20 protein-coding genes, 4 tRNA genes, 1 other RNA gene and 1 pseudogene are annotated in these 26,524 nt (G+C 70.6%); 16 read left to right on the top strand and 10 right to left on the bottom strand.

Annotated features, from left to right (window positions below; translation table 11 throughout):
• Positions 1-48: 48 nt before the first annotated feature.
• Positions 49-1,293: a plasmid pRiA4b ORF-3 family protein gene (locus tag AOQ53_RS25140; RefSeq protein WP_059420623.1), complete on the bottom strand. Its 1,245-nt coding sequence runs from the start codon at positions 1,291-1,293 to the stop codon at positions 49-51.
• Between the two features lie 112 nt (positions 1,294-1,405).
• Here AOQ53_RS25140 and AOQ53_RS25135 point away from each other — a divergent pair, with 112 nt between their 5' ends.
• The 4 genes and pseudogenes from AOQ53_RS25135 to AOQ53_RS25120 all read left to right on the top strand — a co-directional run.
• Positions 1,406-2,128: a hypothetical protein gene (locus AOQ53_RS25135; RefSeq protein WP_201785085.1), complete on the top strand. Its 723-nt coding sequence runs from the start codon at positions 1,406-1,408 to the stop codon at positions 2,126-2,128.
• Between the two features lie 28 nt (positions 2,129-2,156).
• On the top strand, positions 2,157-3,488 hold the full coding sequence (locus AOQ53_RS25130; protein WP_059420619.1) for a helicase-associated domain-containing protein: 1,332 nt from the start codon (positions 2,157-2,159) through the stop codon (positions 3,486-3,488).
• 1,172 nt (positions 3,489-4,660) lie between these two features.
• A complete protein-coding gene (locus tag AOQ53_RS25125) occupies positions 4,661-5,047 on the top strand; it encodes a hypothetical protein (RefSeq protein WP_059420617.1) in 387 nt (128 codons plus the stop codon).
• A gap of 127 nt (positions 5,048-5,174) precedes the next feature.
• Positions 5,175-5,744, top strand: a pseudogene (locus AOQ53_RS25120) (tyrosine-type recombinase/integrase); the annotation flags it as partial.
• A 79-nt stretch (positions 5,745-5,823) separates the two neighbouring features.
• Here the strand turns inward: AOQ53_RS25120 and AOQ53_RS25115 are convergent.
• A tRNA-Ser gene (locus tag AOQ53_RS25115) sits at positions 5,824-5,911 on the bottom strand.
• Positions 5,912-5,983: 72 nt separating this feature from the next.
• Here AOQ53_RS25115 and ffs point away from each other — a divergent pair.
• The 6 genes from ffs (at position 5,984) to AOQ53_RS25085 (ending at position 15,032) form a co-directional block, all read left to right on the top strand.
• Positions 5,984-6,082: signal recognition particle sRNA small type (gene ffs, locus AOQ53_RS25110), an RNA gene on the top strand.
• Between the two features lie 53 nt (positions 6,083-6,135).
• Positions 6,136-8,619 (top strand): DNA polymerase III subunit gamma and tau, encoded by a 2,484-nt coding sequence (locus AOQ53_RS25105; RefSeq protein WP_059420616.1) that lies wholly within the window; start codon positions 6,136-6,138, stop codon positions 8,617-8,619.
• Positions 8,620-8,760: 141 nt separating this feature from the next.
• Entirely contained in the window at positions 8,761-10,011 is a 1,251-nt protein-coding gene (gene purD / locus AOQ53_RS25100; RefSeq protein ID WP_059420614.1) for a phosphoribosylamine--glycine ligase, read from the top strand.
• Positions 10,012-10,503: 492 nt separating this feature from the next.
• Positions 10,504-12,339, top strand: a complete 1,836-nt coding sequence (locus tag AOQ53_RS25095) for a hypothetical protein (RefSeq protein ID WP_174523345.1) — start codon at positions 10,504-10,506, stop codon at positions 12,337-12,339.
• A 248-nt stretch (positions 12,340-12,587) separates the two neighbouring features.
• Complete coding sequence (locus tag AOQ53_RS25090) at positions 12,588-14,063, top strand: N,N-dimethylformamidase beta subunit family domain-containing protein (protein ID WP_059420612.1); 1,476 nt, start codon at positions 12,588-12,590, stop codon at positions 14,061-14,063.
• A gap of 69 nt (positions 14,064-14,132) precedes the next feature.
• Positions 14,133-15,032 carry a phosphoribosylaminoimidazolesuccinocarboxamide synthase gene (locus tag AOQ53_RS25085; RefSeq protein WP_059420611.1) on the top strand — a complete coding sequence of 300 codons (900 nt, stop codon included), beginning with the start codon at positions 14,133-14,135 and terminating at the stop codon, positions 15,030-15,032.
• Positions 15,033-15,086: 54 nt separating this feature from the next.
• Here AOQ53_RS25085 and AOQ53_RS25080 read toward each other — a convergent pair.
• From AOQ53_RS25080 to AOQ53_RS25045, 8 genes are all read right to left on the bottom strand, one after another.
• Positions 15,087-15,162 (bottom strand) — tRNA-Gly (locus AOQ53_RS25080).
• Between the two features lie 22 nt (positions 15,163-15,184).
• Positions 15,185-15,805: a response regulator transcription factor gene (locus tag AOQ53_RS25075; protein WP_059420609.1), complete on the bottom strand. Its 621-nt coding sequence runs from the start codon at positions 15,803-15,805 to the stop codon at positions 15,185-15,187.
• On the bottom strand, positions 15,802-17,073 hold the full coding sequence (locus AOQ53_RS25070; protein WP_059420608.1) for a sensor histidine kinase: 1,272 nt from the start codon (positions 17,071-17,073) through the stop codon (positions 15,802-15,804). Before AOQ53_RS25070 ends, AOQ53_RS25075 begins: the two co-directional genes overlap by 4 nt.
• Before the next feature lie 22 nt (positions 17,074-17,095).
• Entirely contained in the window at positions 17,096-17,839 is a 744-nt protein-coding gene (locus AOQ53_RS25065) for an ABC transporter permease (RefSeq protein WP_059420607.1), read from the bottom strand.
• A gap of 56 nt (positions 17,840-17,895) precedes the next feature.
• Positions 17,896-18,861: an ABC transporter ATP-binding protein gene (locus tag AOQ53_RS25060; protein WP_059420605.1), complete on the bottom strand. Its 966-nt coding sequence runs from the start codon at positions 18,859-18,861 to the stop codon at positions 17,896-17,898.
• A 130-nt stretch (positions 18,862-18,991) separates the two neighbouring features.
• Positions 18,992-19,064 (bottom strand) — tRNA-Gly (locus AOQ53_RS25055).
• Between the two features lie 82 nt (positions 19,065-19,146).
• A tRNA-Gly gene (locus AOQ53_RS25050) sits at positions 19,147-19,218 on the bottom strand.
• Between the two features lie 135 nt (positions 19,219-19,353).
• Positions 19,354-19,671, bottom strand: coding sequence for a histone-like nucleoid-structuring protein Lsr2 (locus AOQ53_RS25045; RefSeq protein WP_059420604.1), 318 nt, complete (start codon positions 19,669-19,671; stop codon positions 19,354-19,356).
• Between the two features lie 267 nt (positions 19,672-19,938).
• Here AOQ53_RS25045 and purS point away from each other — a divergent pair, with 267 nt between their 5' ends.
• The 6 genes from purS (at position 19,939) to purF (ending at position 26,504) form a co-directional block, all read left to right on the top strand.
• Entirely contained in the window at positions 19,939-20,202 is a 264-nt protein-coding gene (gene purS / locus AOQ53_RS25040) for a phosphoribosylformylglycinamidine synthase subunit PurS (protein ID WP_010045045.1), read from the top strand.
• Entirely contained in the window at positions 20,199-20,879 is a 681-nt protein-coding gene (gene purQ, locus AOQ53_RS25035; protein WP_059420603.1) for a phosphoribosylformylglycinamidine synthase subunit PurQ, read from the top strand. Before purS ends, purQ begins: the two co-directional genes overlap by 4 nt.
• Positions 20,876-23,134 (top strand): phosphoribosylformylglycinamidine synthase subunit PurL, encoded by a 2,259-nt coding sequence (purL, locus tag AOQ53_RS25030; protein WP_059420601.1) that lies wholly within the window; start codon positions 20,876-20,878, stop codon positions 23,132-23,134. Before purQ ends, purL begins: the two co-directional genes overlap by 4 nt.
• 137 nt (positions 23,135-23,271) lie before the next feature.
• Positions 23,272-24,069, top strand: coding sequence for a maleylpyruvate isomerase family mycothiol-dependent enzyme (locus AOQ53_RS25025; protein ID WP_059420600.1), 798 nt, complete (start codon positions 23,272-23,274; stop codon positions 24,067-24,069).
• A gap of 68 nt (positions 24,070-24,137) precedes the next feature.
• Positions 24,138-24,908 carry an META domain-containing protein gene (locus tag AOQ53_RS25020; RefSeq protein ID WP_059420598.1) on the top strand — a complete coding sequence of 257 codons (771 nt, stop codon included), beginning with the start codon at positions 24,138-24,140 and terminating at the stop codon, positions 24,906-24,908.
• Positions 24,909-24,974: 66 nt separating this feature from the next.
• The gene (purF, locus tag AOQ53_RS25015) at positions 24,975-26,504 is read left to right on the top strand and encodes an amidophosphoribosyltransferase (RefSeq protein WP_059420597.1); all 1,530 of its coding nucleotides are present in this window, start codon (positions 24,975-24,977) and stop codon (positions 26,502-26,504) included.
• The last annotated feature ends 20 nt before the right edge of the window (positions 26,505-26,524 follow it).

The raw sequence follows: 26,524 nt of genomic DNA, 5'->3' as shown, positions 1-26,524 counted from the left end.
GGTGGCACCCAGGGCTGCGAGCGGCTGCGTGGCCGGACGCCTCGTCCTTCATGGTGCCGGGAGGCGCAGCAGTCGCGCGTTGGCCTCGTCCGGCGCGAAACGGTCAGGGGTGAATTCCGCGGCGGACCGAAGTCCGAGCCACACCAGCATGGCGTGGTGTTCCTCGTGCGCAGGGTCGGCGAGGATCACTTTGAGATCGCTGTAGCCGGGGGCGCCGCCGCAGTCCTCGGGCGGGCACGCCCCGGCACCGTCCATACAGTGCGGGTAGTGGAGCCCGGCTATGGCTGTCTGGAGCTGCTCCACGGTGATGATGTGCTCCCAGGAGTCCCCGAAGTCGTACGTGTACACGAAGTGGGCACCCGGCTTGAGCAGGGCGCCCAGTGTGGCGGTGCGCTCGTCGCGGAAGCCGAGTTCGCCGCCGGGACGGCCGTACTGGACGCCGTCGATGGTGAACGCGTGCATGTGGCAGTTCTGCCAGCCCATCGCCTCCTGGATTACGGAGTGAAGCCGGTCCAGGCTGATCGCGGCGGGCGCCAGCAACTGCCGCCAGACCCGGGGGCCGTCCACGTCGGCGAGCTCGACAACGATCTGCAACACCGCGTCGCCGGGCTCGGGCTCGCCGCGCATTCGAGCCGTCTCGATGCGGCCGTCCGCCGTCAACTCCGTGGTGTCCTCTGTGAGATGGACCGCGCCCAGGGAGGCGAGGGCCTTCAGGACCCGTCGGACGTCGTGGTCGTTGGCGGTGCGCAGATGCCCCAGACGGTCGGGAGACAGGTCATCAAGCACGTACAGCGGGCTGACCGCATGCCACACCACCTCGTACAGATCACTGAGCGGCACCGGGGCCGTGGCCGCGTACAGCCCGTGCAGCAACGCCCGCAGGCCCCGGTCGTACTCGTGCGTGAACAGGGATTCCAGCCAGCCGGAAATCGTCACGGCCGGGCCGATGTGCGGCAGCGCGGAGAACAGGGCGCCACGCAGCTCGTCGGGGCGGTCCAGTAGCTTGGCGTTCTTCTTCACCGGCAGGAGGCGCCCGCCCGCGGTTCGCAACAGTCGTGCCGCCTTCGCCCACTCGACCAGCAGCGTGAGGTGGTACAGCTCCTCGCTGGACTTCGTCTTGAACGTACGGTCCCCGATCACCGGGTCCATCCGGTCGCCGGTGTCCAGAAGCTCCACCAGTGCTCGCGCGTCGGCAAGCGTCATACGGCCGGTCTGGGTCAGCTTGCGGCCCGTGCCGACCCAACCGACCAGCGCTCGCACCTGCTCGACGGTCCTGCCTACTGACTCACCCATGCTGGCCTGCCCGTTCCGGCTCGTCTCCTGTATCCCCCGACCCAGGGTGGCAGCACCGCCGACGCCACCCTGTTCTTCGCATGGGGCGACACGGTAGTGGCAGACTGTGACGGTGAGCACGCGCGACGAGGAACTGCTGGCCCGGGTCCGGGAGATGAGGGAGCGCGGCAGCGCGCCGAAGCAGATCGCGAAGGCGCTGGGGCTGCGTCCGGCCCAGGCCACCGCGTTGGTCAGACGGGTCGCCGAGGCGGCACTGGCGAACGTCGCGCCGGATGAGCGGCCGGTGGTGGGCTGCTGGGTCAACGCGGGATGGAGCGCGGGACTGGACCTGGCCGAAGCTCCGGGCTGGGCGGCAGCCGACCCCCTCGGCCAGGAGCCGGACCCCGACGCAGGCGGCTTCGCCCAGATTCTCCTTGCCCGCCAGGAACGTGCCAGCAGGGTGACCGTCACCGGGTTCCTTGTGGACGTGTGCTGCCTGGGAGTCAAGAACGTCACCGACCCCGAGGTGATGGGGTCCGGATCCCTGACCACTTACGCATCGATGTACTACTCGGCTTTCGATCACCGGCCTCTGCCGATCGACGTGGAGCAGGCGCAGACGATCGTGCACGATGCGGTCGCCTACGCCCGCGGTCTTGGCTTCGAGCCCGCGGACGGCTTCGCCGACGCCGTAGTGCACCTGGGTGCCCCGCCCGGCGACCGGCCCGTCATCGGCTTCGGCCGGGACGGCAAGCCGTTCTACTTCTCCGGCCCCTACGACAACCCGCGCAGGGTGGTCCAGATCCTCGAGCGCACCTGCGGTCCGGGCAACTACGACTACGTTGCCCATCTGTAGGACGGGACGCGAGCGGGGAGCACGAACAGTGATACCGGTCGAACAGCAACAGGAGCCCACCGGCGCTCCACGCGTCCGGCACACCGAGCGCGAGGCGCAGGCCAACCTGCTGGCGGTGCTGCGCCTGTGCATGACGGAGAAGCTGCGGTGCAGCGAAAAGACCCGCCGCCCCAGCACCGCCACCGTTTCGGCGGTCGCCGACGTCCTGGACGGCGGCGACTTCTATCCGCACGAGGCCATCGCCGCCTTCGCCTGGCCGATGCTGCTCCAGGCAGGCGGCCTCGCACAGCTCACTGGCGGTCGGCTGGTGCCGACCACGCGCGGACGGGCCGCGCTGACCCGGCCACCGCACCTGACCATCCCTCAGCTGTGGCAACGCTGGCTGAACAACAGCCTCCTGGACGAGTTCTCCCGCATCGAGGAGATCAAGGGCCAGCGCTCGGCGAACGTTCTGACCGCCGCCAAGCCGCGCCGAAAGCTCGTCGGCCAAGCGCTGGCCGGCTGCGCCCCGGGTGAGTGGACGTCCATCGACGACCTGTTCGCAGTCATGCGCGCGGCCGGTCTGGATCCAGTCGTCCACCGCAGTGAACGCGCCCTGTGGAAGCTGTACCTGGAGGATCCGCAATACGGCAGCCTCGGCTACGACGGCTACCACGGCTGGTCCCTCCTCCAGGGTCGGTACACCCTGGCGGTGATCTTCGAGTACGCCGCCACACTCGGCCTCATCGACATCGAGTACGTCCCCCCGGCGGGCGCCCGCGATGACCACCGGGACAACTGGGGTGGCGACTACCTCGACCAACTCAGCCGCTACGACGGCCTGTCCGCACTCCGCCTCAATGCCCTGGGCGCCCACGCCGTCGGCCTCACAGACGACTACACCCCCGCCCAGGTCGCTGCCTCGACCGTCCCGACGGGCAGGGTCACCGTCCTGGCGAACTTCGACATCGTCGCCCTCGACGGGCTGCCCTCCGCCGACACACTCCTCCTGGACGCGTTCTCCGACCGGAAAAGCGACCGGGTCTGGACGCTCACCACCGCGTCTCTTCTCCACGCCCTCGACCGCGGGCACACCCTCGACGAGCTACGTGACTACCTGAACCAGGCCGCCTCGCACCCCGTACCCCAGACCGTCACCACCCTGCTCGACGACACCGGCCGCCGCACCGGCCGACTCCGCGATACAGGGCAGACCCATCTCATCGAGTGCGCAGACGAGGCACTGGCAGCCCTCATCATCAGCGACCGCCGCCTGCGCGTGCTGTGTACCCGAATCGGCGAGCGCCACCTTGCGGTCTCCCCTGACCGTCTGCCGGCATTCCGTAAGGCCGCCCTGGCCCTGGGCTACCCGCTGGCCTGATGGCACGAGGAGAACCACTTCGGGGCACCTCGGGCCGGGGCGCACTCGATGCGTGACCGCTGATCACCGACAGAGGGCGCGTTCGCCGCATGGGTTAAATGTCTTGAATGCCAGAAATAAATGAGACCAAGGCTGAGACCAGAGCATGCCAGAGCGTCGGACCGCGAGCTGCGGTCCGGCGCTCTGTTTCGCCTGTTCAGGCGGCTGCGGAGGATACGAGATTCGACCTCGTGAGGGGTTGCCCCCAACACGCTTTCCAACTGGGGTGGTGGGGTGGTGGGCTTGGTTCGAGGGCGTTCACCTGCGTTCATGGGCGGCCGGCTGTCGACGCGGGGACGGCTGAGGGTCTCGCCTGAACGGCCGTGAACGGGGCTGAATGAGACGGAACTGAGACGGCCGCCTGTGGTCCTAGAGCTGACCTCGCCACCATGGCACGTCCAGGCTGTCAGCCGGGATGACCTTGGCCCTTGCCAGGATCTTCCCGTCGAGGGCCCACACGAGGGCGCGCAACTCACGCGCGCTCTTCCTGGGCAGTGCGTGAAGCACGGCTTCGAGGTGCTCGCGGAAGCCTGCGCCGTAACACCCGCACTCAGGGATGCCGCAATCGGGACCTGTGAGTGGGTCTACAAGGTGTCTGAGGGGGCCATGGGCATAGGCCTGCCAGTGCCAGAACGCTTCTTCTGTGGCTTCGGGCCAGAAGCGGGTCCGCTCTAGCCGACGCAGGTCAGCTGTGCAAGATCCTGAAAGGCGATCAATGAACGGGTACCGTCGCCGCCTCCAGGGGCGGATAGGGGGGTCGCCCCGCAGGGCTGACGGGCGCCTACGCGGCATTGCCCCTTCGGTTGTCGGTCATGGGGGCAAGCTACAGAACCACGCGTCAGGTGGCCACTGCGTATCCGGTGGCCGGAGCCCTGAGCTTGGGAAGCTAAGGTGTTCTGAGGATGACTGGCCCGATGAACTGCGGTGGAGCGGCGTCGGTGGGTGGTCGGGCGCTGAATCAGTTCCCCGGTGTTCCCCATGGTTCCCCGCACGATCTGGCACGGGTCTGGCACGACCTCTTCGTCCGCTTCTAGCAGTACGGGGCGGTGAGCGACGGATGGCCCTGTGGTTCCCCGCTGGTCCCCGTCCGACCGGGCACGCGAGGGACACACAAGGGCATTTAAGATGCGGGCATGAACAGCAAGGGGTGGGGAGCCCTTTTCGGGCTGTCCTTCGCTATCGCGCTCGGCTGGGGGCTGACCGGGCTTGTCGAAGGCGGGTGCGTCCGGCGGCATGGCGGCCGGTGTGGGGTGCCGGACGGTTATGGCTGGCATTTTGCCGCCGTCATGGTTGCGGCTTTCTCACTGGCGCTGCTTGGCTGGACGGTGATCCGTACCGATGACTGGCGTCCGTCGCTGGGGATCTCCGTCGGTGCCTTGGCCGCGTTGGTGATCACCTTGTCTACGGGAACTGCCCGAGGATTCCTCATCCTGGCGACGGTCGAGGCAGCGGTCGCCGTGGGGCTGCCGTTGATCCTCTGGAGGGTAGGGCGCCTCCGGGGGCGGTCGAGTAGAGGCTGACGGCTGCAAGGGCCGCCGACGATCTTGAAAACCGTCGTGGCGGCGATGTCACCGTGGGTTCAAATCCCACCGCCTCCGCAGCGTGAGCAGTGAGAACGGCCCCTGACCTGGGTAGTTGGTCGGGGAAGACGTCGACCTGGACGCGGGATACGTCCGCATCCGCAAGAACCGTCTGCGCCCGAAGTACGCCCACGGCTGCGGGGACGATCCCTGCGGGCGGAAGGCGGGCTACTGCCCGCAGAAGCAGCAGACCCGCCGCGAGCACAAGTCCACCAAGTCCCGAGCCGGGCGGCGCACCATCGGCCTGCCAGATCCGCTGATCAAGATTCTCCGCCAGCACCAGGAAGCCCAGAAGCGGGAGAGGATCGCGGCCGGTGCCGACTGGGAGGGCAAGGGCTACGTGTTCGCCTCGCCGACCGGCGGGCCGCTGAGCCCCAACACCGACTTCCACGTCTGGAAGCGGCTCCTGCGGGACGCTGGCGTGCGGGACGGCCGTCTCCATGACGCTCGCCACACCGCAGCGACCGTGCTCCTGATCCTCGGCGTCCCGGACGTCGTGATCGACTCGATCATGGGCTGGGAGCCCGGGGGAGCGGCCCGGATGCGCGCCCGCTACATGCATGTGACGGGGACCATGCTCCGCAAGGTCGCGCAGCAAGCCGGCGACGCGCTGTGGGAGCTCCCGAAAACGAACTGAGACGGAAACTGAGACGGACAACGCCGAAGGGCCCCACCGCAAGCGGTGGGGCCCTTCGACATCGTGCCCGGTGAGGCACTGGCGGAGGATACGAGATTCGAACTCGTGAGGGGTTGCCCCCAACACGCTTTCCAAGCGTGCGCCCTAGGCCTCTAGGCGAATCCTCCGCCGGAAACATTACATGACCGAGGGGAGTGCTCGCGAACTCGTTCCCTGCCCCCGACATCAGGTAACCTTGGCGCAGCCCCTCACGCGGCGCTATCTGACTGAACTCCCCCAGGGCCGGAAGGCAGCAAGGGTAGGTTGGCTCTGGCGGGTGCGTGGGGGGCGTTTGCGTTCCGGGCTTCCTGTGGCGGGTCCGTTGTCAGTGGGCGCCTATAACCTCGTATGCGTGTCGTCTCTCGCTCTGTACCGCCGCTATCGCCCGGAGACCTTCGCCGAGGTCATCGGGCAGCAGCATGTCACCGACCCGTTGCAGCAGGCGCTGCGGAACAACCGGGTCAACCACGCGTACCTGTTCAGCGGGCCGCGCGGCTGTGGCAAGACGACCAGTGCGCGGATCCTGGCGCGGTGTCTGAACTGCGAGCAGGGCCCTACGCCCACGCCGTGCGGTGAGTGCCAGTCGTGTCAGGACCTCGCGCGCAACGGACCAGGTTCCATCGACGTCATCGAGATCGACGCCGCTTCCCACGGTGGCGTGGACGACGCCCGTGACCTGCGCGAAAAGGCCTTCTTCGGGCCTGCGAGCAGTCGGTACAAGATCTACATCATCGACGAGGCCCACATGGTCACGTCGGCCGGCTTCAACGCGCTGCTGAAGGTCGTCGAGGAGCCGCCGGAGCATCTCAAGTTCATCTTCGCGACCACCGAGCCCGAGAAGGTCATCGGGACCATCCGATCGCGGACCCATCACTATCCGTTCCGGCTCGTCCCGCCCGGGACCTTGCGGGAGTACCTCGCCGAGGTGTGCCAGAAAGAGGCCATCCCGGTCGAGGACGGTGTCCTCCCGCTCGTCGTGCGGGCCGGCGGCGGATCCGTGCGTGACTCCATGTCCGTCATGGACCAGCTGCTGGCCGGCGCCGCTGAGGACGGTGTGACGTATGCCATGGCGACCGCCCTGCTCGGGTACACCGACGGCTCCCTCCTCGACTCGGTCGTCGAGGCCTTCGCCACCGGTGACGGGGCCGCGGCCTTCGAGGTCGTCGACCATGTGATCGAGGGCGGGAACGATCCCCGTCGGTTCGTCGCCGACCTGCTGGAGCGGCTGCGCGACCTGGTGATCCTCGCCGCCGTCCCGGACGCGGCCGAGAAGGGGCTCATCGACGCCCCCGCCGACGTCATCGAGCGCATGCAGGCCCAGGCCGGCACCTTCGGCGCCGCCGAGCTGAGCCGGGCCGCCGACCTCGTCAACGAGGGGCTGACCGAGATGCGAGGCGCCAACTCGCCCCGTCTCCAGCTGGAGCTGATCTGCGCGCGCGTCCTGCTCCCCGCCGCGTACGGCGACGAGCGGTCCGTCATGGCCCGCCTGGACCGGATCGAGCGCGGCGTGAGCTTCTCCTCACAGGGCCCCGCCGGCATGCCCGCCATGGGGTACGCGCCGGGGCCCGAGGGGCATGGGGCAGCGGCGGCCGGTCCGGTGGCCGCTTCGCCCGGTGGCGGTCCGGCCGCGGCCCGGGCGGCGGTCCGCGCCTCCGGAGCGCCGGGTGGCGGCCCCGGGGCCCCCGGGAGCCCCGGTGGTGGCAGCGGCAGTGGCGGTCATGCGGCGGCTGCGGGCGGGCATGCGCATGCGGCCGCGACGGGCCAGGGGGCGCAGCAGCCGACGGTGTCGGGTACGCCCGCCCCCGCCGAGCCCGCACCCACCTCCGGCCCCGTCGACGGCGGGCACGCCCAGCCTGCCCAGGCCCATCCCGCCCAGCCGCCCCAGACACCACCCGCTCAGGCTCCCGCTCCCTCCAACGCTCCCGCAGCCGCCTCCGCCCCGGCTCCCGGCGCCTGGCCCACCGCGGCCTCCGCCGGCAGCGGCCGTCGCCCCGGCGGCTGGCCCACGGCACCCACGGCCGCCTCAGGCGCCCCCGCACCCGCGTCGACCCCCCCGGCAGCGAGCACGCCTGCTCCGAGCGCCCCGGCACCCAGCGCCCCACCGGCGCCCGCGAGCCCGACACCGGCCGCCCCCGCCCCTGCCCCCGCCCCCGGCGGTCTCGACCCCCGCATGCTCTGGCCGAACATCCTGGAAGCGGTCAAGAACCGCCGTCGCTTCACCTGGATCCTGCTCAGCCAGAACGCCCAGGTGACCGGCTTCGACGGCACCACCCTCCAGCTCGGCTTCGTCAACGCCGGCGCGCGCGACAACTTCCTGAGCAGCGGCAGTGAGGACGTGCTGCGGCAGGCGCTGGGCGAGCAGTTCAACGTCCAGTGGAAGATCGAGGCGATCGTCGATCCCTCCGGCGGCTCCTCACCGCAGGCCCCGGGCGGCCCTTCCGGATTCGGAGGCGGCCAGGGCGGTCACGGCGGCGGCACCGGTGGCTACGGCGGCGGTGGCGGCTACAGTGCCGGAGCCGGCGGTGGAGGCGGCGGCCACAACACCGGCACCGGCGGTGGTACGGCGACCGCCCAGCGCCCTGCCGCATCCCAGGCGACGGCCCCGTCCTCCCCGGCCCAGCAGTCGAGCACACCCACCCGCACCTCCACCCCGGCCCCCGCACCCACCGCCCCCGTACCCCAGCCCTCCGCCCCGCAGCCCCGGTCCGTCTCCGTCGAGGACGACATCCCAGAGGACGACGACCCCGACCTCGACGAGTCGGCCCTCTCCGGCCAGGAGCTGATCGTCCGGGAGCTGGGGGCGACGGTGGTGGAGGAGTTCTCGAACGAGCCGTGAGCGGCCGTCCCCAGGGGGCCGGACAAGCCCTGACGAGCGGGTCGCCACAACCCGATTCGGAGGAACCTCCAGTCCAAGATCCCCGTCTCCTTCGGCAGCCCGCACAAAGGGAACCCGCCGCCTCCCGTTAGGCTGACCCCCGTGAAGGTCCTCGTCATCGGCAGCGGCGCCCGCGAACACGCCCTGTGCCACTCCCTGTCCCACGACCCCGACGTCACCGCGCTGCACTGCGCCCCCGGCAACGCCGGCATCGCCGGGGTCGCAGAGCTGCACCAGGTCGACGCCCTGGACGGCGCGGCCGTCACCGAGCTGGCCACGCGGCTCGGCGCGGACCTGGTGGTCGTCGGCCCGGAGGCGCCGCTGGTCGCCGGTGTCGCCGATGCCGTCCGCGACGCCGGCATCCCGGTCTTCGGCCCGTCCGGGCCTGCCGCCCGGCTCGAGGGCTCCAAGGCCTTCGCGAAGGCCGTCATGGCGGCGGCCGAGGTGCCCACGGCACGGTCTTACGTGTGCACGACCCCCGAGGAGGTCGACACGGCCCTCGACGCCTTCGGTGCCCCGTACGTCGTCAAGGACGACGGGCTCGCCGCCGGCAAGGGCGTCGTCGTCACCGACGACCTGGAGGCGGCCAAGGCCCACGCCGCCGCCTGCGAGCGCGTGGTCATCGAGGAGTACCTCGACGGCCCCGAGGTCTCCCTGTTCGCCGTCACCGACGGTGAGACGGTCGTGCCGCTCCAGCCCGCCCAGGACTTCAAGCGCGCACTGGACGGCGACGAGGGCCCGAACACCGGCGGCATGGGGGCGTACTCCCCGCTGCCGTGGGCCGACCCGAAGCTGGTCGACGAGGTGTTGCAGACCGTCCTCCAGCCGACCGTGGACGAGATGAAGCGCCGCGGCACGCCGTTCTCCGGGCTGCTCTACGCCGGACTCGCGATCACCTCCCGCGGCGTACGCGTGATCGAGTTCAACGCGCGTTTCGGCGACCCCGAGACGCAGGTCGTCCTGGCCCGGCTGAAGACACCGCTGGCCGGTCTCCTCATGGCCGCGGCCACGGGCAACCTCGCCCACCTGGAGCCGCTGCGCTGGAGCGACGACGCGGCCGTCACCGTGGTCATCGCCTCGCACAACTACCCCGGAACCCCGCGCACCGGCGACCCGATCACCGGTCTCGACGAGGTCGCCGTACAGGACGCCCCGCACGCGTACGTGCTGCACGCCGGCACCAAGCGCGACGGTGACGCGATCGTCAGCGCGGGCGGCCGCGTCCTGTCCGTCACGGCCACCGGCAAGGACCTCACCGAGGCCCGCGACCGCGCCTACACGGCCGTCGGCCGCATCCGGCTCGACGGTTCCCAGCACCGCACGGACATCGCCGCGAAGGCGGCAGGCGCGTAACCGGCGACTCCGCCGTCACCCGGTAACCTCGCCGCCGCCCGGCGACCCCGGCCCGGCGTCACCGCCACTCGGCACTCCCGCCGTCACCCAGCAACCCCGCTGTCACCCGGCACTCCCGCCGCCCGGCAACCCCGGCCCGGCGTCACCGCCACTCGTCAACCCCGCCACCCGGCGTCACCCCAACGCGGGAAACCGACCCGCCCGGTGAACCTCACAGGCCCTGGATCCGTCTCAGGATCCGGGGCCTGAAGTTTTCGGTATGCAGGGCCTGAGCCTCGCTGTCCGTCATCCACCTCTCCCTAAAGCCATTCCATCGAGTGGCCGATGCACTATCCGGCTGACGGAGGGCGGAGCCCCAACTAGGGTGCGGCGCAAGCGTTCCGGCACATGGCCCACCGGCATTGCGATGTCAGTGGCGGGTGCCACAGTGGGGGAGTGAGCAAGGACAGCGTCAGGTCAACGGGGAGGGGGTGAGGTCGGGTCGTGACCGGAATGGGTGTGGAGGCAGGCGCGCAGGCCGCGCGGTCACGGGCGCTCGTCGTGCTGCGCATGCGCAGCCGCGCGCTGGCCGTCGCTCTGCTGCCCGCCGCCGTCGCCGTGATCCTGCTCGTGGGCGCCGCCACCGGCCGTCTCGCCGGCCCCGGCTGGGATGCCGCCCGCTGGGTCCTGACGCCGGTCGCGGTTCTCGTGCTGCTCGCCGCCGCGGGTATCGCCCTGGTCGTCGCCCGGGCCCGTCCGGCCATGAGCCCGACCATCCCGATCACCGAGGAGACGGCCCCCGACCTGTACCGGATGGTGCGCGGCCTCGCCGACCGGCTGGACGTCCCCGCGCCCTCCGCGATAGCGCTCACGCCGGACTGCGACAGCTGGCTGGAGGACCGCACCCACCGCACCCACCGCGCCCATGGCCCGCCCCCCGCCGAGGAGCACGACGACATAGCGGGCGGCGGGAGACACCCGCACCGCCGTCACCCGGTCGCGCCGGTCCTCGTCATCGGCTCGCCCTTCCTGTGGTGGATGCGGGTCGGCGAGCTGCGCGCGGTCCTCGCCCCGGTCGTCGCCGGTACGGGCCCCTCGGCGCACCCGGACATAGCCGCCGCCCGGCGCTTCGTCCGGGGTCTGGACGCCGCGGTGGCCGTGGCCTCGGCGCCGCACCGCGGACCGGTGTCACGGGCCGTGCTGGCCGGTGTCGGCTGGGTGGCCCGGCTTCTGCTGCGCAGTTGCCGTGTGCACGCCGCCGAGATGGAGCGGGGCGTGGCGGCCGCGGCGGCGGAGCGTGCACAGGCTGTGGATTACGGACTGCGGATCGTCGCCCAGGAGCAGGTGGGCCTGGCGTACGCGGGCTGGGACCGGCTGCTGACCCGGGTCGCGCTGCCCGCCTGGCGGATGGGCCGCTGGCCGTCCCGGCTGGATGCCGGTGTGGTGGCGGCGCTCACGGAGCTGTCCCGGCGCGACCGCCTGGCCGAGGGCTTCGCGTCCCGTCTCGGTGAGCGGCCCGCCTGCGATCTGCTGGAGGAGCCGGGCGCGGTCGACGAGGCCGCCTCCCTCCTCGCGGCCCGCCTCTTCCACGGCGGCCCCGCGGGGCCCGGGCCCGACTGGTCGCCGGTGGGCTGGAGCGAGTATCCGGAGGAGGTCGTGGACCGCAAGTGGCGCATAGACGCGGCCCGCCTCCACCGCGTCCTGGACGCCATGGGTGTCCGCCCGGCCCCGGGTAGCGCGGCCCCGGACACCGGCGGCCCGACCCTGTCCCGCGTCCTCGACCACCTGACGGACCGAGCGGGCCATCTGACCGACCGAGCGGGCCAACTGACGGACCGAGCCGGAGAGACCCCCTTCACCGCTCGAAGCCCCGAACCACCCCCTGACGACGAAGAAGACCTCTCCGGCACCACCCCCCGCAGCGCCACCCTCGCCGCCCGGCTCAGCGCCGAACTGTCCCGCGAGGAGACCACCGCGACGCCGAGCCCGTCGGCCACCGCCCCCTTCACCGCGGCCTCCTCATCCACCAGCCCCCCGGCCACCCCGGACCCCGCCGCCCTCTGGGACGACCGGACACTCCCCCTCTTCCCCCTCCAGCCCCCGCGCACCGCCCGCGAGCTGCTCGCCGATCACCTCACGGCGATGATCTGCTGCGCCGCGATGGACACCGCGGGTGCGACCCCGGGCCTGGACTGGCTGGACGGCCCGACCCTCCTCCACAACGGCGAACGCACCGCCGACCTCGCACCCAAGGTCCTCACACTGATCGAGGACGGCGACTCCACGCCCCTGCGGGCCTGGCTGGCCGAGTTGGGGATACGCCCCGAGAAGCCGGTCCGGCTCGCCTGACTTCCGGAGCACCCGCTTCCGCTTCTGGCCAATTCGAAACGAACAGTAACGAAGTGCGCGCATTGTGTGATGTGCTTGGACCGTTCGCGCACATGGCAAGGGCTTGCGACATACGACAAACACATAAACGTGACGGAACCGCACAGCCCCCGGAACACGGCACAGGCCGCAGAACACCGAACAGCCTCAGACACCGCACACACCACGTCAGTACACAACCACGGGGGCGAAGGGGAGGGGAAGCAACCATGGGTTCGGAGCAGATCCGCCGCTGGGAGTCGGGAGCGCTGGCGCACGCCGTGACGGATCCCTTCGGGCTGGGCCCCGTTCCGTGGCTGCGCGGAAGCGTGACGTACTTCGACGACAGCGGTCAGGTGGTCCCCTGGTACGTGGACCAGGACCCGGCCCACGCCCCGAAGAAGGGCAGCCGCTCCGGCGGCCCCCGCGCGGCCGACGACGTCCACCGCCAGATCAAGGGCTTCACCTCTACCGGCGCGGTCGCGCCCGGCGAGGCCATCGACTTCCACATCACCGTCGACCCGCCACAGGAGTTCGGCGTCGACATCTACCGCATCGGCCACTACGGCGGTGACGGCGCCGCGAAGATCACCACGAGCCCGCGCCTGTCCGGCATCGTGCAGCCCCCGCCGCTCACGGCGGACCGTACGGTCTCCTGCCACCACTGGTGGCTGTCCTGGCGGCTCCAGGTCCCGTCGTACTGGAACACCGGGGCGTACGTCGCCGTCCTCACCACCGCCGACGGCTACCGCTCCCACGTCCCCTTCACGGTCCGCCACGACCAGCCCGCCGACCTGCTCCTCGTCCTGCCCGACATCACCTGGCAGGCGTACAACCTCTACCCCGAGGACGGCCGCACCGGCGCCAGCCTCTACCACGCATGGGACGAGAAGGGCCGTCTGCTGGGCGAGGCCGAGGCGGCCACCACGGTCTCCTTCGACCGCCCGTACGCGGGTGCCGGCCTCCCCATGCACGTCGGCCACGCCTACGACTTCATCCGCTGGGCCGAGCGCTACGGCTACGACGTCGCCTACGCCACCGCAGGCGACCTGCACGCGGGCCGCGTCGACCCCGCCCGCTACCGCGGCCTGGTCTTCCCGGGCCACGACGAGTACTGGTCGGCCCCGATGCGCGGTGCCGTGGAGCTCGCCCGCGACGCCGGCACCTCGCTGGTCTTCCTCTCCGCCAACTCCATGTACTGGCAGGTGGAACTGGGCCCCTCCCCGTCCGGCGTCCCCGACCGCCTGCTGACCTGCCGCAAGCGCAGGGGCCCCGGCAAGCCGGTGCTGTGGCGGGAGATCGACAGGGCGGAGCAGCAGCTCATCGGCATCCAGTACGCCGGTCCCGTCCCCGAGCCGCATCCGCTGATCGTGCGCAACGCCGGCCACTGGCTGTGGGAGGCGACCGGGGCACAAGAGGGGGACGAGATCGAGGGCCTGGTGGCGGGCGAGGCCGACCGCTACTTCCCGCGCACCCCGCTGCCCGAGCACGAGGGGCGCGTGCTGCTCGCCCACTCGCCGTACACCGACAAGGAGGGCGCGCCGCGCCACCAGGAGACCTCGCTGTACCGTGCCCCCTCCGGCGCCTGGGTCTTCGCATCCGGAACGTTCGCCTGGACCCCGGCCCTGGACCGGCCCGGCCACGTCGACGCTCGCATCCAGCGGGCCACCGCAAACCTCCTGGACCGCATCTGCAAACGCGACTGACCCTCTGTCCGGGATCAGCCCCGCATACGGGAGAATCAACCCCATCAGACAGAACCACGGGGAGGAACCGTGTCCGGATTCGTCGAAAAGCCCGAGCCGATCCAGGTTCCGGGCCTGGTGCACCTGCACACCGGCAAGGTGCGCGAGCTGTACCAGAACGAGGCGGGCGACCTCGTGATGGTCGCCAGCGACCGCATGTCCGCATTCGACTGGGTGCTGCCGACCGAGATCCCCGACAAGGGCCGGGTCCTCACGCAGCTCTCCCTGTGGTGGTTCGACCAGCTCGCCGACCTGATCCCGAACCACGTCCTGAGCACGGAACTGCCCGCGGGCGCCCCCGCCGACTGGGAGGGCCGCACGCTCGTCTGCAAGTCGCTCCAGATGGTCCCCGTGGAGTGCGTGGCCCGCGGCTACCTGACCGGCTCGGGCCTGGTCGAGTACACCGAGTCCCGCACGGTCTGCGGTCTCGCCCTCCCGGAGGGCCTGGTCGACGGCAGCGAACTGCCCGCCCCGATCTTCACCCCGGCCACCAAGGCCGCCGTCGGCGAGCACGACGAGAACGTCTCCTACGAGGAGGTCGCCCGCCAGGTCGGCGCCGACACCGCCGCCCGGCTGCGCCAGGCGACCCTCGCCGTCTACTCCCGGGGCCGGGACATCGCCCGCGAGCGGGGCATCATCCTCGCGGACACGAAGTTCGAGTTCGGCTTCGACGGCGACTCCCTGGTCCTCGCGGACGAGGTCCTGACCGCGGATTCCTCCCGCTTCTGGCCTGCCGACCAGTGGCAGCCGGGCCGTGCGCAGCCGTCGTACGACAAACAGTACGTCCGCGACTGGCTGACCTCGGCGGAGTCCGGCTGGGACCGCAAGAGCGAGCAGCCGCCGCCCGCGCTGCCGCAGCAGGTCGTCGAGGCCACCCGCGCCAAGTACGTGGAGGCGTACGAGCGCCTGACCGGCACCAGCTGGACGTAGACCCGCACGTAGGACACAGAGAAGCCCCCCGGCCGGAACCGGGGGGCTTCTCGCTGGAGCGAACGACGAGGTTCGAACTCGCGACCTCAACCTTGGCAAGGTTGCGCTCTACCAACTGAGCTACGTTCGCATGCGCCGTGGCGCGAGAACCACTATACCCAACCTCGCTCCCGCGCGAGCCGCACCGCGGCATGCCGGTTCTCCGCCCCGAGCTTCGACATGGCCGACGACAGGTAGTTCCGTACGGTCCCCTGCGACAGCGCGGCCCGCTCGGCGATCTCCGCCACGGGGGCACCGTCGGCCGCGAGTTCCAGCACCTCGGCCTCCCGGGCGGTCAGCGGCGAGTCCCCGGCGGCGATCGCGTCGGCGGCCAACTCCGGGTCGACATAACGGTTCCCGGCGTGCACCGTGCGAATGAGCTCCGCGAGCCGCTGCGCACTCACGGTCTTCGGCACGAACCCCCGCACTCCGGCCTCCAGAGCTCGTTTCAGATGCCCGGGCCGCCCGTGGCTGGTGACGATGAGCACCTTGCATCCGGGCAGTTCGGTGCGCAGGGATGTGGCGACCTTCACACCGTCGGCGCCGGGCATCTGGAGATCCAGTACGGCGACGTCGGGCTGGTGCGCCCGGGCCATCGCCAGCGCCTCCGGCCCGGTGGCCGCCTCGGCGACGACCATGAGGTCGTCCTCCAGCGACAGCAGCGCGGCGAGCGCCCCACGGATGAGGTGCTCGTCGTCGGCGAGCAGCAGCCGCACGGGCTCCACGGCCGTCATGGCGTGACCTCACTCATGGAACGCACAGCGGCTATGGACTCGGCAGGGGCGGGCTCCGACGGCAGCGGAATCTCCGCCGTCAGCCGGAACAGCCCCTTGCCCACGGGTCCGGCCTCCAGCGTCCCGTCGATCTCCGCCAGCCGCTCCCGCAGCCCGGCGAGCCCGGAGCCGGACGAGCCGGACGGCTCATCTCCTGCCTCCGTGACCCCGTCGTTCTCCACGGACAGGACCACACGCCCCTCCCACACCCGCAGCCTCACGGCACACCGCCGTGCGTCCCCGTGCCGCAGGACATTCGTCGCGGCCTCCCGCATGACCCATCCCAGGGCGGACTGGACCCCGGCCGGCAGCCCCACCGGGGTCCGCCCGCTCACCGTGCAGTCGATGCCGGCCGCGGCCAGCACCCCTTGAGCACCGGCCAGTTCCGTCCCGAGGTCGGCCTCCCGGTAGCCGCGCACGACCTCGCGCACCTCCCGCTGCGACTCCTGCGCGAGCCGCTGCACCTCGACCATCTGCGCCACGGCCTCCGGACGCCCCCGCTGGGCCAGCTGCACGGCCAGCTCGCTTTTGAGCGCGATCACGGCGAGGTTCCGCCCCATGACGTCGTGCAGATCCCGCCCGAACCGCAGCCGCTCCTCGGCGACGGCGAGCCGGGTCCGGGTCTCGCGTGCCTCGGCGAGTTCGTAGACGGCGTTGAGCAGCCACACGGAGAAGACGGCAGTGAAGGCGAGGAACACGCCGCCGCCCAGCACGAGCACCGCCGTGAAGAGCGCGCCGAGCGCGGAGGCATCCAGCGCGAACGACACGAGCCAGACGCCCACCGCGAAGCCGCCCGGGATCCCGAACGCCCGTCGCCGGTCACGGACGCCCAGCGCGATGATGCCGGGACTGTAGACCAGGACGGTTCCGAAGACCCCACCCGCGGCGGTCTCGACGCTCTCACGGTCCGGTCCGTGCTGGACTATGCCCATCGCGGCGACGGCGACCGCGCCGGTGACGGCGGCCAATGCCCACAGCAGCCGTACGGGCTGCGGCCGCCTGCCACGCGTCCAGTCCACCGCCCGCGACACGGTGGCGAAGGACAGGACGGCGTGCACGCCCACCATCAGCAGCAGCACGCCGCCCAGCCGCACACCCAGCGGAGCCACGGCCGTGAGCGCGACGAACAAGAACTCGATCACCGCGAAGAAGTGAAACGACGACCGCGTGTACGTCTCGACCTTCTCCGGCGTCGTCTTCCGCCGCCACCACCTGCCCGGCCCCCGCATCAGCCCGTCACTCCCCCTTCGGTCAGCGCCGCGGTTCCCAGCGGAACCACCGCCGTACAGCAAACACCGCGATGACGATCCAGACCACCGCCGTCGCGACGGCGCCCAGCGCCTCGGACACGGTCAGGTCGCCGGTCCAGCCGCCGCGCACCAGGGTGACGACGGGCGTCAGCGGCAGCAGTTCGCAGACGGAGGCCACGCGGTCCGGCAGCAGCTCCAGCGGGAAGAACATGCCGGAGCCCACCATCGAGATGATCATCAGCGGCATGGGCGTGACCTGGGCGCTCTCACCGGTCCTGGTGAAGCTCGCGGTGGCGGCGGCCAGCGCGGCGCACATCACGAGCCCCAACAGCAGGCCGACGACGGCCAGATGGGGCGCCGGCGGCATGGACAGATCCAGCAGGGCCGAGCAGGCCACCGCCAGCACCAGGCACTGCACGAGCCCGGTGAGGACGGCGGGCAGCGCCGAACCGGCCAGGATCTCGACGTCCCGCAGCTCACCGGTGCGCAGCCGCTTGAGGACGAGTTCCTCACGCCGGACGACGAGGGCGCCGACGAGCACCGAGTAGACGGCGAACAGCAGGGAGAAGCCGACCGAGGCGGGCAGGACCAGCGTGCCGGTGTCCAGACCGGCTTCGGCGAGGTCCATCTCCTTGGCCGCCTGGGCCGTGCTGACCGGCAGCACCAGCGGTACGAACAGCGCGGCGACGAGCGCGCCCTTGGTGCGCCCGAGCAGGGTCACCTCGGCCCGGGCGAGCGCCGTCATCCGGCTCAGTGGGGTAGTCACCGCCGGCGCCGGGCGGGAGGTCGTGCGGGTGGCGCTCACGCCGCGTACTCCTTCGTCGTCGTGGCCCGCTCCGCGGAGACCTCCCGGGCGATTCCGAGGAACGCCTCCTCCAGGGAGGCCGACCGCACGTCCAGGCGGCGCAGCTCCACCCGGGCCTGCGCGGCCCACGTCAGCAGCCCGGTGGCCGTCCGCTGCAGTTCATGGGTGCGCAGCCGGATGATCCGGCCGTCGGTCTCGTGCCCGGTCACGCCCAGCTCGCCGAGCGGCGGGAGATCGCCGACGAAGTAGCCCTCGGGCAGCTCGAAGGAGATCCGCGACGGTTCGGTGGCGGTCACCTCGGCAGGGGTCCCGGTGGTGGCGATCCGGCCCTCGTGCATGATCGCCAGCCGGTCGGCGAGGTTCTCGGCCTCCTCCAGGTAGTGCGTGGTCAGCAGCACCGTCGTACCGCTGTCGCGCAGCGCGCTCACCAATTCCCAGGTGTCGCGGCGGCCTTCGGCGTCGAGACCGGTGGTCGGCTCGTCCAGGAAGAGCACCTCGGGGTCGCCGAGCAGCGCGAGCGCCAAGTCCAGCCGGCGCCGCTGGCCGCCGGACAACTGCTTGACCCGGATGCCGGCCTTCGACTCCAGCCCGACCAGCGCCAGCACCTCCGCCGGCGGCCGGGCCCCGCTCACACACCCCGCCCACATCCGCGCGGTCTCCGCGACGGTCAGCTCGGACGGGAAGCCGCCTTCCTGGAGCATCACGCCGGTGCGCGGCCGTACGAGGGCCCGGTCGGTGTACGGGTCGTGCCCGAGGACCCGCACCCGGCCGTCCGCCGGTGCCGCGAGTCCCTCCAGCAGTTCGACGGTCGACGTCTTGCCCGCGCCGTTGGTACCCAGCAGGGCGAAGATCTCCCCGCGTCGCACGGAAAAGCTGATTCCGCTTACCGCCTCGAACCCGCCCCCGTACACACGCCGCAGGTCAGTGACCTCAATCACGTGTTCGTGTCCGTTGTTTTCCATGCCTTCAGCGTCCCGGTCGCGCGGCTCCGGGAGCAGTGCGCGCTGTCATCACTCGGCATGACAAATGTCAGGAACGGAGAAGGAAACACGAAGAAGACCCCGGTCCATCAGGACCGGGGTCTCATTCCCGAGCGGACGACGAGGCTCGAACTCGCGACCTCAACCTTGGCAAGGTTGCGCTCTACCAACTGAGCTACGTCCGCGTTTGCTCCCGACCGGCTCTCACCGATCGGTGCGGGCACCAGCCTACCTGATCCACAAGAGTGGTCGGTACTGGCGATGCAGAGCGGGTGACAGGAATCGCACACTGCGCCTTCCCCCTGGAAGGGGGATGTTCTACTACTGAACTACACCCGCATGTTTCCGTGAGCTGGGCCTTTCGGCCTCGCCCCTCGGCGTGCTCCAGACTCTAGCTGATCAGCCGGGGTGCTGCGCAAGTCGGTTGCCGCGAGGGGCGGGTGACCGGTCGTCCGCCCGGGCCTCACCGGGCCGTCACTGCGCGGCGGTGAACGCCTCGTAGACCCTCTTGGGGATGCGCCCGCGCGCGGGGACCTCCATCTTGTGGGCCAGGGCCCAGGCCCGCACGGCCGACGGGTCGGGGGCGACCTCCGTCTGCCGGTACGCCCTGCCCGAGCGGGACCGCTTGCGGCCGGCCTCCACGTAGGGCGCGAGCGCCTTCCGCAGTTCGCCGGCATTGACTTCGTTCAGGTCGATCTCGTACGACTTGCCGTCCAGTCCGAAGGCGATCGTTTCCGCCGCTTCCGAGCCGTCGATGTCGTCAAAGAGAGTGACCACGACCTTCTGCGCCACGAATATCGGTCCCTTCCTGCGGCACTTGCCAATTCATTTCTACAGTGCCTGACAATGCAATGTGAAACCCGACTAAATCTGTCCGCGTGTCCGAACGCAATAGGTTTCGGGCGTCGACCCGGAATCTTTCCCGGAAATTTTCGTGTGTGGGCCGGTCGATGCAGGATCGTGATGACCGTCACGTAGATTCCTACAAGTCGACGCGCGTAGAAATTTTGTGCGGGTAGTCTGAAGGAACCTGCTCAGCACCACACACCGGGAGTGCCAGTGGCACGCGTCGTAGTCGACGTCATGCTCAAGCCGGAGATCCTCGACCCCCAGGGCCAGGCGGTGCAGCGCGCACTGCCGCGGCTGGGTTTCGAAGGGATCTCGGACGTCCGCCAGGGAAAGCGTTTCGAACTGGAAGTTGACGGGCCGGTCGACGAGGCCGCCCTCGCCCGCATTCACGATCTTGCGGAGTCGTTCCTCGCGAACACCGTGATCGAGGACTTCACGGTCAGGGTCGAGGAAGTCGCGGAGGCCGTGAAGTGACCGCTCGTATTGGCGTCGTCACTTTCCCCGGCAGCCTGGACGACCGGGACACCCAGCGCGCGGTCCGGCTCGCGGGCGCCGAGCCGGTCGCCCTGTGGCACAAGGACAAGGACCTCAAGCAGGTCGACGCCGTGGTGCTGTGCGGTGGTTTCTCCTACGGCGACTATCTGCGCGCCGGGGCCATCGCCCGTTTCTCGCCGGTCATGGAGCCGCTGATCGAGCAGGCGAAGGCCGGCCTTCCGGTCCTCGGCATCTGCAACGGCTTCCAGATCCTCACCGAGGCCCATCTGCTGCCCGGCACGATGCTGCGCAACAACCACCTGCACTTCATCTGCCGTGACCAGAAGCTGCGCGTGGAGAACGCCGAGACGGCCTGGACCAGCGACTACACCGCCGGCCAGGAGATCCACATCCCGCTGAAGAACATCGACGGGCAGTACGTCGCCGACCAGCGCACGCTGGATGCGCTGGAGTCCGAGGGCCGGGTCGCCTTCCGGTACCTGGACGTCAACCCCAACGGCTCGAACAACGACATCGCGGGTGTCGCCAACGAGGCCGGCAACGTCGTAGGCCTCATGCCGCACCCCGAGCACGCCGTCGAGCCGCTGGTCGGTACGGGTCGTACCGACGGTCTCCCGTTCTTCACCTCGATCCTCAAGAAGCTGGTCAACGCATGAGCCGGACGCCTCTGGACACGGTCGAGCACGCGGCCGCGACCCCCGACGTCGAGCTGCCCTGGGCCGAACTGGGCCTGAAGAAGGACGAGTACGAGCGAGTGGTCGAGATCCTCGGCCGCCGGCCCACCGGTGCCGAGCTCGCCATGTACTCGGTGATGTGGTCGGAGCACTGCTCGTACAAGAGCAGCAAGGTGCACCTGCGCCAGTTCGGCGAGAAGGCACCCGAGAACGACGCCCTGCTCGTCGGCATCGGCGAGAACGCCGGTGTGGTGGACGTCGGCCAGGGTTACGCGGTCACCTTCAAGGTCGAGTCGCACAACCACCCGTCGTACGTGGAGCCCTACCAGGGCGCGGCCACGGGTGTCGGCGGCATCGTCCGCGACATCATCGCCATGGGCGCCCGGCCGGTCGCGGTCGTGGACCCCCTGCGCTTCGGCGCCGCCGACCACCCCGACACCAAGCGCGTGCTGCCGGGTGTCGTCGCCGGCATCGGCGGCTACGGCAACTGCCTGGGCCTGCCCAACATCGGCGGCGAGGTCGTCTTCGACTCCTGCTACCAGGGCAACCCGCTGGTCAACGCCGGGTGCATCGGCGTGATGCGGCACGAGGACATCCACCTCGCGAAGGCGTCCGGCGCGGGCAACAAGGTCATCCTGTACGGGGCCCGGACCGGCGGCGACGGCATCGGCGGCGCGTCGATCCTGGCCTCCGAGACGTTCGACGACGCCAAGCCCTCGAAGCGCCCGGCCGTCCAGGTCGGTGACCCCTTCCAGGAGAAGCTGCTCATCGAGTGCACCCTGGAGGCCTTCAGGGAGAAGCTGGTCGTCGGCATCCAGGACCTGGGCGCGGCGGGCCTGTCCTGCGCGACCAGTGAGCTCGCCTCGAACGGCTCCGGCGGCATGCGCGTGACGCTGGACGACGTCCCCCTGCGCGACTCGACGCTCTCGCCCGAGGAAATCCTCATGAGCGAGTCGCAGGAGCGCATGTGCGCGGTCGTCGAGCCGGAGAAGGTCGACCGCTTCCTGGAGATCTGCGAGAAGTGGGACGTCATCGCCACCGTCATCGGTGAGGTGACCGACGGCGACCGCCTGGAGATCTACTGGCACGGCGGCAAGATCGTCGACGTCGACCCGCGCACGGTGGCACACGAGGGCCCGGTCTACGAGCGCCCGTACGCCCGCCCGTCCTGGCAGGACGCCCTCCAGGCGGACGACGCGAACAAGCTGCCGCGCCCGCGGACGTCCGAAGAGCTGAGGGGCCAGGTCCTGAAGCTGGTCGGCTCCCCGAACCAGGCCTCCAAGTCCTGGATCACCTCCCAGTACGACCACTTCGTGCAGGGCAACACGGTCCTCGCCCAGCCCGAGGACTCCGGCATGATCCGGATCGACGAGGAGACCGGCCTCGGCGTGGCCCTCGCCACGGACGGCAACGGCCGGTACGCCAAGCTCGACCCGTACGCGGGCGCGCAGCTCGCGCTGGCGGAGGCGTACCGCAACGTCGCCACCACCGGCGCCAAGCCGCTGGCCGTCTCCGACTGCCTGAACTTCGGCTCGCCCGAGGACCCGGCGGTGATGTGGCAGTTCGCGGAGGCCGTGCGCGGTCTGGCGGACGCCTGCCAGCAGCTCGGCACACCGGTCACGGGCGGCAACGTCTCCCTCTACAACCAGACGGGCGAGGCGGCCATCCACCCGACCCCGGTGGTCGCGGTCCTGGGCGTCATCGACGACGTCGCCCGCCGCACGCCGGTCGCCTTCCAGGAGGAGGGCCAGCTGCTCTACCTCCTCGGCGACACGTATGAGGAGTTCGGCGGCTCGGCCTGGTCGCAGGTCGTCCACGACCACCTCGGCGGCCTCCCCCCGAAGGTCGACCTGGAGCGCGAGCGCCTGCTCGCCGAGATCCTGATCGCCGCTTCCCGCGACGGCATGATCGACTCCGCGCACGACCTGTCCGACGGTGGTCTGATCCAGGCGGTCGTCGAGTCGGCGCTGCTCGGCGGCAAGGGCGCCCGCCTGATCGTCCCGGACGGTCTGGACGCCTTCACCTTCCTCTTCTCGGAGTCGGCCGGCCGCGCGATCGTCGCGGTGCCCCGCTCGGAGGAGCTCCGCTTCAACGACATGTGCGGCGCGCGAGGCCTGCCGGCCACCCGCATCGGTGTCGTGGACGGCGACTCGGTGGACGTCCAGGGCGAGTTCACCCTCTCCCTGACCGAACTGCGCGAGACCCACGAGGGAACGATCCCGGCACTGCTGGCGTAGCGCCCGCGGCAGCACGACGTCAGGCCCCGCCGGTCATGGTGACCGGCGGGGCTTTCGCATGTCCTGGGGCCCGTTTACCGCTGCACGTCCAGCTGATGGCGGTCCCCGGCCCGCGCTGAGAGCCCTAGGCTGACGCCATGTCCCCGGCCAAGAAGCGCACCCGCAGCTACGACCCCGCCAAGATCCGCACGGCCGTGTTCGCCCAGTTCGGGAACGTACGGCAGGCCGTCCGCGCCCTCGGCGCCGAGGAGTTGGCGCGTCCTACGCGGCTCGGTGACTGGACGGTCAGGGAGCTGGCGGCGCACGTGACGCTGGCCGTGGAGAGCGTCAGCCGCAACCTCGACCGCGAGGAGCCGGCGAAGGCGGAGCTCGCCCTCCTGGACTGGCCCTTCGCCACCGCCGCCCGCGCCGTCGGCATCGCCGACGACACCCGGCAGCTCGCCGAGGCCCACCCCGACCTCGACGCCCTCTACGCCGACACCGGGGAACGCCTCACCGAGAAGCTGGCGGACGCCCCCGGCACCCGCCTGCTCGCCACACGCACGGGCGCCATGACCCTCGCCGACTACCTGGTCACCCGCACCGTCGAACTCGTCGTCCACACCGACGACCTCAACGCCGCCGTCCCCGGCCTGGACATCCCCTACGACCGTCAGGCCCTCGCCGCCTGCACCCGGCTGCTCGCTGACGCGCTGGCCGCCAAGGCACCCGGTGGCTCGACGGAGGTACGTGTCCCGCCGTACGCGGTGGTGCAGTGCGTGGAGGGCCCGAGGCACACCCGGGGCACCCCGCCCAACGTCGTCGAGACGGATCCGATGACCTGGATCCGGCTGGCGACCGGGCGGCTGGCCTGGGCACAGGCGCTCCAGGACGCCCGCGTGAGCGCCAGTGGAGAGCGGGCGGACCTGTCCGCCCACCTGCCGTTGATGAGGTAAGCGGAGGCACAGGAAGGAACCGGCGGCGTAAAGGGAACCGATCCCCCCGGGTCCCCCGTCGAAGTGGCATGGACAGGCAGAAGCAGCGCATGACTCTGACGGCCGCCGCCATGCTCGTCCCGCTCATGGCGGCCTGCGGCAACGAGAAGGCGGACGGCGGCAGCGGTTCGGTCGGTGCCGGGAAGCCGGTGACGGGCGTGCGGTGGAACGTGGACGGCGTCACCGCGGACGGCAGGACCCACAAGGCCCCGACCGGCGCCCACGTGACCATCGACAAGGGCCGGGCCGAGGGCAGCTACGGCTGCAACAAGTTCGGCGCCGACGCCACCGTCGACGGCGACCGCATCCGGCTCAGCAAGACCATGTCCACGGAGATCGCCTGCGAGAACAAACCCATGGAGTTCGAGGAGACCCTCGCCCGCACCCTCTCCGACCGGGAGCTCAAGGCCCGGGTGGACGGCGACCACCTCACCCTCACCACCGACCAGGGGGACACCGTCCGCCTGACCAAGGCCGAGGACGCCCCGCTGAGCGGCACCAAGTGGACTGTCACGACGCCCCGGACCGACGGCCGCGCCCACCTCACCTTCGACGAGAAGAAGGGCACCGTCTCCGGCAGCCTTGGCTGCAACAAGGTGAACGCCGAGGCCACCGTCCGCGACGGCGATATCACCCTCGGCCGCCCGTCCACGACCCGAATGATGTGCGAAGACTCACTCATGTCCGACGAGAAGACTCTGCTGCGACTTTTCGACGGGAAGCTGAAGTACGGAGTCGATCACCAAACTCTGACGCTGACCAGCGAAAACGGCACGAGTGTGCGAGCCGTCGCCGAGTAGTGATCCACTGAAAAGTCCGGTATCCCCAATTCGGACCAGTGGACGACCTCGCCTACACTCGGTGGCGTGCCACGTGGTGACGGACGACTCAACCACGACCTGCTCCCCGGTGAGAAGGGCCCCCAGGACGCTTGCGGCGTCTTCGGTGTCTGGGCTCCGGGCGAAGAGGTCGCCAAGCTCACGTACTTCGGGCTCTACGCCCTCCAGCATCGAGGCCAGGAATCCGCGGGAATCGCGGTCAGCAACGGCTCACAGATCCTCGTCTTCAAGGACATGGGCCTGGTCTCCCAGGTCTTCGACGAGACCTCCCTCGGTTCGCTCCAGGGTCACATCGCGGTCGGTCACGCCCGCTACTCGACCACCGGCGCCTCCGTGTGGGAGAACGCCCAGCCGACGTTCCGCGCGACCGCGCACGGTTCCATCGCGCTCGGCCACAACGGCAACCTCGTCAACACCGCCCAGCTCGCCGAGCTGGTCGCCGACCTGCCCAAGCAGGAGGGCGGCCGCACGCCACGCGTGGCGGCCACCAACGACACCGACCTGCTCACCGCGCTCCTCGCGGCCCAGGTCGACGAGGACGGCAAGCCGCTGACCATCGAGGAGGCGGCCGGCCAGGTCCTTCCGCAGGTGCGCGGCGCCTTCAGCCTCGTCTTCATGGACGAGAACACCCTCTACGCGGCCCGCGACCCGCAGGGCATCCGCCCCCTGGTCCTCGGCCGTCTCGAGCGCGGCTGGGTCGTCGCCTCCGAGTCCGCGGCCCTCGACATCTGCGGCGCCAGTTACGTCCGCGAGATCGAGCCGGGCGAGTTCGTCGCCATCGACGAGAACGGCCTGCGCACGTCCCGATTCGCGGAAGCGAAGCCCAAGGGCTGTGTCTTCGAGTACGTGTACCTGGCCCGCCCGGACACCGACATCGCCGGCCGGAACGTCTACCTCTCCCGCGTGGAGATGGGCCGCAAGCTCGCGAAGGAAGCCCCGGTCGAGGCCGACCTGGTGATAGCGACCCCGGAGTCCGGCACCCCGGCGGCCATCGGTTACGCCGAGGCCTCGGGGATCCCCTTCGGCGCCGGCCTGGTGAAGAACGCCTACGTCGGACGTACGTTCATCCAGCCCTCGCAGACCATCCGCCAGCTGGGCATCCGCCTGAAGCTGAACCCGCTGAAGGAAGTCATCAAGGGCAAGCGCCTGGTCGTCGTCGACGACTCGATCGTGCGCGGCAACACCCAGCGGGCCCTGGTCCGCATGCTCCGCGAGGCGGGCGCGGCCGAGGTCCACATCCGGATCTCCTCGCCGCCCGTGAAGTGGCCCTGCTTCTTCGGCATCGACTTCGCCACCCGCGCCGAGCTCATCGCCAACGGCATGAGCATCGACGAGATCGGCACCTCCCTGGGCGCCGACTCCCTGGCCTACATCTCCATCGACGGCATGATCGAGGCGACCACCATCGCCAAGCCGAACCTGTGCCGCGCCTGCTTCGACGGCGAGTACCCGATGGAGCTCCCGGACCCCGAGCTGCTCGGCAAGCAGCTGCTGGAGACGGAGCTGGCCGCCGGCCCGGCCGCCACGGCCGCCGCCGACGCGATCCGCCGCCCGTAGGCAGCCCGCAATACCTGCTG

The organism is Streptomyces azureus, from assembly GCF_001270025.1.
Taxonomy (GTDB): Bacteria; Actinomycetota; Actinomycetes; order Streptomycetales; family Streptomycetaceae; genus Streptomyces; species Streptomyces azureus.
The sequence above is the reverse complement of the archived record's forward strand: the minus strand, read 5'-3'. Positions and strand labels throughout refer to the sequence as shown.